Genomic DNA, 11637 nt, shown 5'->3' with positions numbered 1-11637 from the left:
GGCCTCCCGTTGGATTACTCTGTAGGGGGTTGCTGTTGTTTGACGACGTTGATCATCCACGGCACGCCATACTGGTCGCTCACTTTACCGAAACCGTGGGCCCAGAAGGTTTCCTGCCAGTCCATTTCGATTTTTCCGTTTGCTGCCAGGTTATCAAACCAGCGTTTGCCTTCATCGACGTTTTGCGTGTCGAGCACCAGCGTAAAGCCAGAGTAGTGAGCATTTCCGTCCGGGGCGCTATCGCTCATCATGATGTCGCTGCCCGCAACGCGCAGGTTGGCGTGGGCGATGGCGGTGTCGGGGAATTTCATGCCTGAAGGGCAACCATCTTCACTATCCTGCGCCGATTTGGGCATTTCACCGAAGTTGATTTTGTAGAGCAGTTCAGCGCCTAACGTTTTTTGATAGTAGGCGATAGCGTCAGCGCAGTTGCCTGCAAAGGAGATATAGGGACTTAACGGCATAATCTTTACCTCAGGTAAAAGAAACCAGTTAAGTGTAGTTATCGTCTGCATAAATAAACCAGGCGGGAAGTATGAGCTTCCCGCCTGGCAGATGAGCTGGTGTAGACCTGATGAGCGTAGTGCCATCAGGCAATTTGCATCAGTTCTTTTTCACAAACTCAGATTTCAGCTTCATTGGGCCAAAGCCATCGATTTTGCAATCGATGTTGTGGTCACCTTCAACCAGCCGAATGTTTTTCACTTTGGTACCGATCTTCAGCATGGAAGAGCTACCTTTTACCTTCAGGTCTTTCACGACGGTAACGCTGTCGCCGTCGGCCAGCAGGTTGCCGTTGGCATCTTTAACGATCAGTTCGTCGCTGTCCTGTGCCGGTTCAGCATCGTTCCATTCGTGCGCGCATTCCGGGCAGATGAACATGCCGTTATCTTCGTAAGTGTATTCGGAGTTGCATTGTGGGCAGTGTGGTAATGACATGTGGATTTCCTCAAAAGTCAGCAGGGGCAAATGCGCCCAAAAAATGGCAGATTGCCGAAAAAGGCCGCAATTATACATAAAATCCCTGCTTTTGTCGGGACTACTGCGTGATTACGCAAATGATCTGCTGTAAAGACCCTTTGCTTTTACCTCAATGAAAGTATGGGGTAATATTTTTTAAGGGAAATTGCTACGTCAGGTTATTTAAGATAAGGTGAGGCGAAATATCTGATATTCATAGGTAACATCGCCTGCGGATGTCTAAGTCATTGTGATTGAATATCTCAATCCCCCTTAATTTTAGTAGGGGGATTAAGCTGGCATTTTTTAAAACTGAACTACGCTGTTTATCTTTCTTACTTATTAGATAAGTGAGAGGTTTCAGGCCAGCGGTTGTACGCCAAACTTATTTTAATAATATCAATTGGTTGTTTTGATTTTAATTATTTCCACACGTAATTATAAAAGCCAAAAAATCTATAAATAAAACGATTGGGCTAAATAAAAGCAATGCTATTTGCGTTAAGGAAAGATTTTCCATGCACACACAGACAATATATGAATTAAGTCAGGAAGCGGAACGCTTGCTGATGCTCTCGCTTGAACATCTCAGGCAATTGCAAAAATTGCCCATGACGTCGTTGGATGATGTCGCGCTAAAACAAGGAGAGCATAGCAGTCAGGTTGTTCAGCCCCTGCACTTCAGCGCGCGTGGCATGGATGTCCAGCAAGCAACGCTCAATAATGAGTTGCGCAAGATTACGCGTCTGGAAATGGTGCTGGCGATTGTTGGCACGATGAAAGCGGGAAAATCGACGACGATTAACGCGATTGTAGGGACAGAAGTTTTACCTAATCGTAATCGCCCCATGACGGCGTTACCAACGCTAATTCGTCATACGCCGGGGCAGAAAGAGCCAGTCCTGCATTTTTCACATGTCGCGCCGATTGATGCCTTAATGAAGGTTTTACAGCAGCGTGTGCGCGAGTGCGATCGCCAGCGTCTTACGCAGACCCTGGAAATTGACAAGGATATGAATGTCCTGCTGCAGCATATTGAAACCGGCGTGGCATTTGAACGGTATTATCTTGGCGCACAGCCTATTTTCCATTGCCTTAAAAGCCTGAACGACCTGGTGCGCCTGTCAAAAGCATTGGATGTTGATTTTCCTTTTGCTGCCTATGCCGCGATTGAGCATATTCCGGTTATTGAGGTTGAGTTTGTCCATTTGGCCGGACAAGCAAGCTACCCAGGGCAATTAACGTTGCTGGATACGCCGGGGCCGAACGAGGCGGGACAACCGCACTTACAAAAAATGCTTAATGAACAGCTGGTACGGGCCTCTGCGGTGCTGGCAGTGTTGGATTACACCCAATTGAAATCGATTTCTGATGAGGAAGTGCGTCAGGCGATTATGGCGGTTGGCAAGTCAGTACCGCTGTATGCGCTGGTGAACAAGTTCGATCAGAAAGACCGCAACAGTGACGATGAAGAGCAGGTGCGGGCGTTGATTTCTGGCACGTTGATGCAAGGTGGTATTGCCCCTGAGAGAATCTATCCGGTTTCCTCTATGTGGGGCTATCTGGCAAACAGGGCGCGTCATGAGCTGACGGCCCGTGGGCGACTGCCGGATCATCAGGTGCAACGTTGGGTGCAGGATTTTGCCGAAGCGGCGCTTGGCAGACGCTGGCGCACCACCGATCTTGAAGATACGGAGCATATCCGTCATGCCGCCGACCTGTTGTGGGAAGACTCGCTGTTTGAACAGCCTATCCAGAAAGTGATTCACGCCGCTTACGCCAATGCATCGCTGTATGCGCTACGCTCAGCGTCACATAAGTTATTGAACTATGCGCAAAGCGTGCACGAATATCTGGAGTTTCGTGCCCACGGGTTAACGGTCGCCTATGACGAACTACGGCTGAACATCACGCATATTGAAGAGGATATGCAGCAGTTAGAAGTGAGCCAGGGGCGGGTGAGCGATGAAGTCAGCCATGAAGTAGAACTGGCGCTGGAAGCTGCTGCAGCCTATCTCATAGAGCAACAAACCGAGATTCTTTGCGGTATCAACACGTTCTTTGTCAAAGAAAACGTCCTGATGATGTCACAACATAGTCTGGGAACTGGCGTCTCCTCGGCAGAAATGGCCGGAGAAATGCTGGTGCTGCACGATGAAGGCCAGGCGAAAATTGTGTTAGATAAAATTCGCTCGTCCTGTGAGGGGGTATTGCTGGCGGCGCAGGAAAGCATCAGCCGTGACTTAGCCCTGCGTTTTGAACAGCTTGAGTCGACACTCTCCCGGGCGCTAAATGACGCGATGCGGCCAATTGAGCAAAGGGTGAAAGAGGAGCTAAACCACGCCGGTTTTCGTGCGCGGATCCGTTTTCCAGCGTTCCATACAGCGATGTTTAATTTCAATACCCGCCAATTGTTTAACGAGGCCATTGAGCAGGATATTCCGGCAGAAAATGCGCCGTCTACTGGTGGTGCGGTACGTGACACTTTCTCTCGTTGGCTAAATCAACCCAACTGGGGATGGAATGATTACGTCGAAACAAAAACGCGTTATCTCATTGATATGGGCGCTTTGCATAAGAACCTTGTGCAGTATGTCTCCCAGTTTTGCCAACAAATTCGTAAAGCTTTAGTTGCTCAGGTCGATATTTCCGTTACGGCAGGCATGGCCACGTTTTTTGCAGATTTTTCACTGTGTCTGGCGCAATTGCAGGCGAGCCTGAGTGAGAGTCTGACGCTACGCCAACAAAATGAATCCGCGGTGAATGCAATGAATGAGCAATTGCAGCAGCGCATTACGATTGCGGCATGGCTTTATGAAGATTCCCGTTTGCTGCGTGACGATATCAATACCCTTTTTGCAACCGAGCACACATGACTAACGTTTTACTGGAAGGCCCCGGGAGGACGCTGGAGTGTGTCTACCCGAAGTTTATGGTCGATCTGGTTCAGGGAGATGAAACCAAACGTTCCGGCGGTTTTCTGCAACAGCAGCAGCGGCTTCGCGCGCGTCTGACGCAGGAGGTGTTATCCCAGACACAACTACGGGCGTGGGTGATGGCGGGAGTATCCAGCGAGCATCTGGTGATGCGTCTTAAGCTGGTAGAGAAGTTGGCGGGCATGATCGACCCAGGCCATCTGGCGCTGGTGCGTATTGCCGAAGGGCTGAGGTTTTTACAACAAACCGAACACCCGCGTGGGCTTTCAACCCCCGGTCTTTTACAACAAATAAATTCACTGACTGACTGGTTTACCCAACGCGCTGCGTATAAAGAGAAGGCGCTGACCCAGCGTGGCCTGACGGTTCAGGCGGGCGAACACAGCGAACAAATTTTTACCCGCTGGCGGGCTGGCACATATGACGGTTGGTCGTTACCTGGACGCTGTTTTGTTGCGCTGGAGGAGTTGCGCTGGGGAGCCTTCGGTGACGCCTGCCGGTTAGCGAATGCCGATGTGGTGTTAATGCTAAAAGACAACCTGCGAACCATGGCCGCTCAGGCGTTGGCGGACAGCGTGAATGCGGCGCCTGCTACGCGTCATTACTATCATCATTGGCTCAGCACGCCAGTTGTCGGCGGATCGGGCGAGTATAACGATATGCTGAGCTGGTTAGGCGGCTGGTGCGATGCGCAGCGTCATCCGGTGAGCTGGTCGGTGACGCAGCGTTGGCAAAATGTGGCGTTAGGAATGCCGCGATTGTGTTCGGCGAAACGACTGGCTGATGCGATGGTTGAGGAGATTTTTGCACCGTCCCTACTCATCAATTGAGCAGGGACGGTCAGTGGGGCTAAGACAGAGTTAGTGGTGCAGAGAGTCTGCCGGGGTGGCCACCGTCTCGTTGGCGACCAGGTTTTTATTAAAACGTTTGGCGTACAGCGCGGTGATAATCGGCACCAGAATGGCGGTGACAATTACGCTGGCGGCAACCAGCGCCGTAGCGGATGCGGCAACCGGTTCGAACGCCGGGTTAATCTGGGCGATAATCACCGGGTTTGCCACCGCAGCGCCTGCTGCTGAAGAGGCTGCCACGCCTGCCGTACCGTTCCCGCCACCAATAACACGGTCTGCAATAATCAGCGGGATACCGGTGATGACGATAACCGCGACACCCAGCAAGATACCCAGCAGACCGGTATCAACGATTACGCTCAGGTTAATGGTGTTACCCAATGCGAAGCCGAAGAACGGGATCAGCACCGGTGTGGCTTTGCTGAAGAAAGAACGCAGGTCATGATCCAGGTTGCCTAATGTAAAGCCAATCAGGAACGGTAATACCGCGCCGATAAAATGGTGTGGCTCGAAGGAGGCCAGACCCGCGGAGCCGAGGATCACCATGGTCATCAACGGGCCGGATTCCAGAGACATCAACACAAATGCGCCGGACTCTTCTTTGGTGCCGTACTGGTTCATCAGGCTGGCGTACAAACCACCGTTGGTCATGTCCATTGCGGAGACAATTGCCAAAACTGAGAGGCCTGCAAAGAACCCGGTTTGAATACCGGTATCAGGAATAAATGAAGCCGCAATCATTGCCACTACCCACGCCACGGCTATTTTGGTTATTACCAGCGTACCGGACTTGCGTAATACCGTGCCGGTTGCCCGTAAATCAATAGATGCGCCGATACAAAAAAACCACACTGCCAGAATCGGTACCGTTCCGCTGATCATTCCTTTGGTAAACGAACCGAAATACGCACCGGTATCCGGAGCTAACGTATTTAACACTGCGCCTAATAACAGAGGAATCAACATCATTCCACCGGGGATGCGTTCAATCGTGGCTTTAATTTTCATAAACGTCCTCATGTCTTGTCGCCGCTAATACTAGCGCAAGAGAGTAAAAATTAATAAATTCAACTGGTTACTGGTTTTTCTTAACAAAGAAACTCGCTATCTCTTTGTTTTATAAAATCTAACGCGGCATACGTTGAGCGTGTTGCTGCTCCCAGGGATATTGCGTCTGGAATTATTTTGCATTCATGGGAACGTTGATTCAATCAAAATAAAACGATGTTTTAGTTATCTTCATCACATATTCCGAGCAAAAGTTCCCGGTCGCTCTGATTATTAAAAAAGCTGTGATCTTTTTGTGAAGGGATTAGGTGTTTTTTTTGCTAGCAGAATAATAATGACCGCTGTGATTGTTGGTGCAATAAAGCGATTTATTCTTGTATTTAATTGTCAGTAAATCACAAGCGTTACATGTAAAAAAGATGACTAAGAATGACCTAATTTACGCATGTTGACGAAATGAAAAACTATATGTGAAGTTGATCACAAATTTAAACGCTGTTAGGGTAAAGAGGTCATTAACCGCCCAATCAGGCGTCAACAGGTTCGGTTGTACTGTGCGTTTCTCGTCAGTGTAAGTAAACCTGCTACGCTTGTTACAGGGAATGCGCCTGTGCGTTCCCCGCTCGGTGATGACCTTGACGCATGGGCGTTGGGGGACTCGAACTGGAGCGTGACAGGGCTAAGTCTATGAGGACGAGTATGCTAAAAAGGAAAAAAATAAAACCGATAACGCTGCGCGACGTTACCATCATTGATGACGGTAAATTGCGAAAAGCCATTACCGCAGCGTCGTTAGGTAATGCGATGGAATGGTTCGATTTTGGTGTTTATGGATTTGTTGCTTACGCATTAGGTAAAGTGTTCTTCCCGGGGGCTGACCCCAGCGTGCAGATGGTTGCTGCACTCGCTACCTTCTCTGTTCCCTTTCTGATTCGACCGCTTGGCGGATTGTTCTTCGGTATGCTCGGCGATAAATACGGTCGTCAGAAGATACTGGCTATCACCATTGTGATTATGTCGATAAGTACCTTCTGTATCGGTCTTATTCCCTCGTATGCCTCAATTGGTATCTGGGCGCCGATTCTGCTGCTGCTGTGTAAGATGGCACAGGGATTCTCGGTCGGCGGAGAGTACACCGGGGCGTCGATTTTTGTCGCGGAATATTCGCCGGACCGTAAGCGTGGATTTATGGGCAGTTGGCTGGACTTCGGCTCGATTGCCGGGTTTGTGCTGGGTGCGGGCGTGGTGGTTCTGATTTCAACCGTCGTCGGCGAGGAAAATTTCCTTGACTGGGGCTGGCGTATTCCGTTCTTCCTGGCGCTACCGTTAGGGCTGATTGGTCTGTACCTGCGTCATGCGCTGGAAGAGACGCCGGCGTTCCAGCAGCACGTGGATAAACTGGAGCAGGGCGATCGTCAGGGTCTACAGGAAGGTCCGAAGGTTTCGTTTAAAGAGATTGCGACTAAGCACTGGCGCAGCTTGTTGGCATGTGTTGGTCTGGTGATTGCTACCAACGTCACCTACTACATGCTGCTCACCTATATGCCGAGCTACCTGTCGCATAACCTGCATTACTCCGAAGACCACGGTGTGTTGATTATTATCGCCATCATGATTGGTATGCTGTTTGTGCAGCCGATTATGGGGTTGCTCAGCGACCGCTTCGGGCGTCGTCCGTTTGTGATCATGGGCAGTATTGCGCTGTTTGTGCTGGCGATTCCGGCATTTATCCTGATTAACAGTAATGTTATCGGTCTGATTTTCGCCGGGTTGCTGATGTTGGCGGTGATCCTCAACTGCTTTACCGGGGTGATGGCGTCCACGTTACCGGCAATGTTCCCGACGCATATTCGCTACAGTGCACTGGCCGCCGCGTTTAATATCTCGGTATTGATTGCTGGTTTGACTCCGACATTGGCCGCATGGCTGGTGGAAAGCTCGCAGAATCTGATGATGCCTGCTTATTATCTGATGGTGATTGCGGTGGTTGGTTTAATTACCGGCGTGACCATGAAAGAGACCGCCAATCAGCCGCTGAAAGGGGCCACGCCTGCCGCTTCGGATATTCAGGAAGCGAAAGAGATCCTCGGCGAACACTACGATAACATTGAACAGAAAATCGAAGATATCGATCAGGAAATTGCTGAACTACAGGTTAAGCGCACGCGTCTGGTGCAGCAGCATCCGCGTATTGATGAGTAATCGTGTCATTGCCTGATGGCACGCAGCTTTTAGGCCTACGGGTAGCATTGTACTTTGTAGGCCGGATAAGGCGTCAGCCGCCATCCGGCGCGTGGCCTTAAGGTTGGCTTAATATCCTTCAGGCAAACTCTCCTCCATAGTTTCGGAGGAGAGTGTCATGAAAACCCGTATTTATGAAAGTTTGACCACCGTGTGCAGTTTGCTGATCGTCAGCAGCTTTTTGTATGTATGGGTGAGCTCTTACTGAATTTTCGCCAATTCCACCCATGCGCGAGTGCCGTTGGCTCCCTGGCGATTTTGCAAATAGAAATGCCCTTGATGTAACTGGGTGATGCGACTGACAATGCTCAGCCCCAGTCCAATTCCGCCAAAGCGGCTGTCCATACGCACAAACGCTTTACTCAACTCCCCGCATTTACTTTCATCAATGCCCGGCCCTTCATCTTCAACGGCAAGGACGGCATCCTGCTCTGTGTTCAGGCTAATCGTAATATGGGTGCCTTCCGGGCTGTAACGATGCGCGTTTTCCACCAGATTTCGTAGTAGCATCCGCAACAGCGTAACATCACCAGGCACGACAACGTCCGCCGCGCTTTGTGGCAGGAGCAGCGTCTGTTTACGTTGGTCCAGCATGGTGCTGAGTTCATCGTAGGAGGGCAGAATAACATCCTCCAGCAGCTTGACATGCTGGTAGCTCCCGGCCGAAAACGACTGTCCGACGCGGGCGAGTTGCAGCAGTTGCGATACGCTGTCCATCATTTGATCTAGCCGGGCAATTAGCGGCGAAACGTCGACCTTATGGGTTTTGGATAATAATTCCAGATGCAGGCGCACGCCTGACAGCGGTGTGCGCAGTTCGTGAGCGACATCGGCGGTAAATAAGCGTTCGTTTTCAATCGTGCTGGTTAGCCGCGTTACCAGGTCGTTGAGCGCGGAGACAACCGCCTGGATCTCAATGGTTGAGCTGTGAATTTCAATCGGGGTCAGGTTATCGGCTGCCCGCGCCTCCAGCTCTTTTTGCAGATCTGCCAGCGGACGAGTAATACGTCGCACTGCCTGGTAGCAAATCAGCAGCGCCAGGCTGACCATAAAGATGCCGGGGACGATCAGACTGGCGATGGCCTCGCGGATCTCATGCATGATGTGGCGATCGTTGTTGCGATTTTCGCGCAATGCCTGTTCGAATAACTGTATTTGCTCGGTACTTTCATGCCACAACCAGAAAGTGCTAATCAGCTGAAAGACCAGCAGAATAAGACCAATCGTTAGCATCAGACGATGACGAAGCGGGAGCGGTTGTTTTAGATATTGCAGCAGCTTCACTTAGCTTTCCTCAGTGGCAACCAGCATATAGCCAAATCCCCTGACCGTGCGGATGCGAGATTTTCCGACTTTGTCGCGCAGGTTGTGAATGTGCACTTCCAGCGTATTGGTCGACGGTTCGTTATCCCAGCTGTAGATGTCGTTATACAAAATTTCCCGGTGTACCGGGCTGCCCGCTTTGAGCATCAGGCGCGACAGGAGTGCGTATTCTTTCGGCGTTAAGATAACCTCTTGCCCGTCCATCCACACCTGGCGACGACCGATATTCAGCGTCAGATTGCTGACAATGAGTTCACTTTCACCCTGATTGTTGTGACGACGCAGCAGTGCCCGGATGCGGGCGTGCAGTTCTTCCAGTGCGAACGGTTTGACCAGGTAGTCATCTGCCCCCACGTCCAGCCCACTGACCCGGTCCTTCACCGTATCGCGGGCGGTGAGGATAAGTACCGGCACGGTGTATTTTTTCTGTCTGATTCTGTTCAGAAAGTGCAGGCCGTCTTCATCCGGTAAGCCTAGGTCGAGGACCACCAGACTGTAATGTCCGCTCTCCAGACACTGCTCCGCTGCGCGGGCCGTGGATACGCCGTCGCAGGCGTAGCCTTCTGTTTGCGCGGCGAGTATCAGTCCCTGTAATAACAACGTATCATCTTCAACAATCAGGATTTTCATTCGTTTAGCCTCCCCGGCAGGGTTGCAGAATATCATCCGCCGCCTGATATTTCTGTGTTTGTACACCCGTTAATCCCAGCAAGGTCGAGAAGAGATTATCCTGTGAGAAATCTTCTGAGCTTGCCCGTTTTTGCAAACATGTCTGAGAGACCTGATAGCGTTGCTGATAATCCTCGGAGAGCCACAGCAGCATCGGCACATGTTTTTGCGTATCAGGTGCAATCGAATACGGCAGGCCGTGCAAATAGACGCCATTTTCCCCTAAGGATTCGCCGTGATCGGAAAGATAGACCAGGCTGGTGGTGAAATTATCCTGGTGCTCTTTCAGTATATTGATTGCTTTATCAACAATATAGTCAACGTAAAGAATAGTGTTGTCGTAAGTATTGACCAACTGTTGCTGTGAACAGGTATGGATTTCGTTGGTATCGCAGGTTGGCGTAAATTTCTTAAACTGCGCAGGATAGCGGTTGTAATAGGTCGGACCGTGGCTGCCGATGGTATGCAACACAATCACGCCGTCGCCTTTCAGGTTATTAATGTACTCTTCCAGCCCGTGGAACAGGACTTCATCGTAGCATTCACCGTCAATACACTGCCCCGGCAGGTTCAGCTTAGTCATATTCTGGTGTGGAACCCGGTCACAAGCCCCTTTGCAGCCGCCGTCGTTATCGTTCCACAGAACGTTAATTCCCGCCCGTTGAATAATGTCGAGCACGCCTTCCTGATGCTGCGCCAGTTCTTCGTCGTAGTGCGCGCGTGGCATATCCGAGAACATGCAGGGTACTGATACTGCCGTTGCCGTTCCGCAGGACGTTGTGCGGGGGAAATAGACCACATTATCTTTTTCCAGCAGCGGATTGGTCTGGCGCGAATAGCCTGACAGCGAGAAGTTATCGCCACGTGAAGTCTCGCCGAGAACCACAATCGTCAGGTTCTTACGCTTTTCTTTCACCATCAACGGATTGCGGTGTGCATCTTCGCCAATGCGTACCAGCGGCAGGTGGGCCAGCCTCTGGTGTGAATACCAGGATGACGTCGCCACAATGCTGTTGGATGGACTGAGGGATTTCACCAGTTCTTTGTTGTTGCGAAACAGTGAAGCGTAATCTTTATAGAAGAACGCAGCGACCAGCACGATCAGCAGTGCGGAGATCAGAATGTTCGCGCCACGGAACAGTATGCTGCGCATGACAGACGTGATCGGTTTGATTTTTACCCAGCAGGCAATAAGTGCGGCCAGAATGCCGCTCACCCCGAGCGTGATGAGCAGTTGTGGCGTCAGCAAAGCAAAGGTTTCGGCGGGGGTGGTGTCCATCATATTGGCGATCATTGAGCGGTCGATGATGATGCCGTAGGTCATGATGAAATATTGGGCCGATGCGCCAACCAGAATGAAAATGCACGCCACCAGGCGATTAAGCCACAGGAATGAGGCCAGTGTCAGCACAATGTTCATGACGCTGAACGCGACCACCGGCATTGATAAAAACACCAGCACGTTACGCACAGAGTCCAGAGGCAGGTCTTGCAGCACTTGTTTATAGAACGCAATGTTCAGGAAGGTCGCAAGATAAAATGAGATCAGCAGAAGCCAGCTGATTAGCCCGAGAGTGGGCCTTTTAAACAAGAGCTTTAACATTAAGGGGGGTTCCATCGACTATGTGGCGCAAATCCTCTCAAAGTAA

General features: G+C 50.7%; 10 protein-coding genes. 4 read left to right on the top strand and 6 right to left on the bottom strand.

Going from position 1 to position 11637, the window contains the following annotated elements; genetic code table 11:
- Window positions 1-14: 14 nt before the first annotated feature.
- The gene (gene yjdN / locus OGV89_RS00115; RefSeq protein ID WP_003031832.1) at window positions 15-464 is read right to left on the bottom strand and encodes a VOC family metalloprotein YjdN; all 450 of its coding nucleotides are present in this window, start codon (window positions 462-464) and stop codon (window positions 15-17) included.
- Between the two features lie 139 nt (window positions 465-603).
- Window positions 604-939: a zinc ribbon domain-containing protein YjdM gene (locus OGV89_RS00110; RefSeq protein WP_003031835.1), complete on the bottom strand. Its 336-nt coding sequence runs from the start codon at window positions 937-939 to the stop codon at window positions 604-606.
- Between the two features lie 539 nt (window positions 940-1478).
- Here OGV89_RS00110 and crfC point away from each other — a divergent pair.
- Together crfC and OGV89_RS00100 are read left to right on the top strand one after the other, a co-directional pair.
- Window positions 1479-3836: a clamp-binding protein CrfC gene (crfC, locus tag OGV89_RS00105; RefSeq protein WP_286557957.1), complete on the top strand. Its 2358-nt coding sequence runs from the start codon at window positions 1479-1481 to the stop codon at window positions 3834-3836.
- The gene (locus tag OGV89_RS00100) at window positions 3833-4726 is read left to right on the top strand and encodes a diguanylate cyclase regulator RdcB family protein (RefSeq protein ID WP_199999149.1); all 894 of its coding nucleotides are present in this window, start codon (window positions 3833-3835) and stop codon (window positions 4724-4726) included. Before crfC ends, OGV89_RS00100 begins: the two co-directional genes overlap by 4 nt.
- 30 nt (window positions 4727-4756) lie before the next feature.
- Here OGV89_RS00100 and kdgT read toward each other — a convergent pair whose 3' ends face one another.
- Window positions 4757-5755, bottom strand: coding sequence for a 2-keto-3-deoxygluconate transporter (kdgT, locus tag OGV89_RS00095; protein WP_003841132.1), 999 nt, complete (start codon window positions 5753-5755; stop codon window positions 4757-4759).
- A gap of 699 nt (window positions 5756-6454) precedes the next feature.
- On the opposite strand from kdgT, the gene proP reads away from it, so the two are divergent.
- Window positions 6455-7957 (top strand): glycine betaine/L-proline transporter ProP, encoded by a 1503-nt coding sequence (proP, locus tag OGV89_RS00090; protein WP_044702152.1) that lies wholly within the window; start codon window positions 6455-6457, stop codon window positions 7955-7957.
- A 157-nt stretch (window positions 7958-8114) separates the two neighbouring features.
- The gene (gene pmrR / locus OGV89_RS00085; protein WP_008321468.1) at window positions 8115-8204 is read left to right on the top strand and encodes an LpxT activity modulator PmrR; all 90 of its coding nucleotides are present in this window, start codon (window positions 8115-8117) and stop codon (window positions 8202-8204) included.
- Here the strand turns inward: pmrR and pmrB are convergent.
- From pmrB to eptA, 3 genes are read right to left on the bottom strand one after another with little or no spacing between them, the layout of a single operon-like run.
- On the bottom strand, window positions 8198-9280 hold the full coding sequence (gene pmrB / locus OGV89_RS00080; protein ID WP_003844779.1) for a two-component system sensor histidine kinase PmrB: 1083 nt from the start codon (window positions 9278-9280) through the stop codon (window positions 8198-8200). The genes pmrR and pmrB overlap by 7 nt on opposite strands.
- A complete protein-coding gene (pmrA, locus tag OGV89_RS00075) occupies window positions 9281-9949 on the bottom strand; it encodes a two-component system response regulator PmrA (protein ID WP_003031849.1) in 669 nt (222 codons plus the stop codon).
- A 4-nt stretch (window positions 9950-9953) separates the two neighbouring features.
- Window positions 9954-11591: a phosphoethanolamine transferase EptA gene (eptA, locus tag OGV89_RS00070; RefSeq protein WP_286557956.1), complete on the bottom strand. Its 1638-nt coding sequence runs from the start codon at window positions 11589-11591 to the stop codon at window positions 9954-9956.
- Window positions 11592-11637: the final 46 nt, after the last annotated feature.

This window comes from Citrobacter sp. Cf125 (assembly GCF_030333935.1).
Classification (GTDB): Bacteria; Pseudomonadota; Gammaproteobacteria; order Enterobacterales; family Enterobacteriaceae; genus Citrobacter; species Citrobacter freundii.
This window is presented reverse-complemented; position numbering and strand designations above follow the sequence as displayed.

What these genes read in the sequence shown, in the direction of transcription:
- OGV89_RS00100 (WP_199999149.1), top strand. Translation starts at nt 3,833, where the DNA reads ATGACTAACGTTTTACTGGAAGGCCCCGGGAGGACGCTGGAGTGTGTC.
- pmrA (WP_003031849.1), bottom strand. Translation starts at nt 9,949, where the DNA reads ATGAAAATCCTGATTGTTGAAGATGATACGTTGTTATTACAGGGACTG.
- crfC (WP_286557957.1), top strand. Translation starts at nt 1,479, where the DNA reads ATGCACACACAGACAATATATGAATTAAGTCAGGAAGCGGAACGCTTG.
- OGV89_RS00110 (WP_003031835.1), bottom strand. Translation starts at nt 939, where the DNA reads ATGTCATTACCACACTGCCCACAATGCAACTCCGAATACACTTACGAA.
- yjdN (WP_003031832.1), bottom strand. Translation starts at nt 464, where the DNA reads ATGCCGTTAAGTCCCTATATCTCCTTTGCAGGCAACTGCGCTGACGCT.
- kdgT (WP_003841132.1), bottom strand. Translation starts at nt 5,755, where the DNA reads ATGAAAATTAAAGCCACGATTGAACGCATCCCCGGTGGAATGATGTTG.
- pmrR (WP_008321468.1), top strand. Translation starts at nt 8,115, where the DNA reads ATGAAAACCCGTATTTATGAAAGTTTGACCACCGTGTGCAGTTTGCTG.
- eptA (WP_286557956.1), bottom strand. Translation starts at nt 11,591, where the DNA reads ATGTTAAAGCTCTTGTTTAAAAGGCCCACTCTCGGGCTAATCAGCTGG.
- proP (WP_044702152.1), top strand. Translation starts at nt 6,455, where the DNA reads ATGCTAAAAAGGAAAAAAATAAAACCGATAACGCTGCGCGACGTTACC.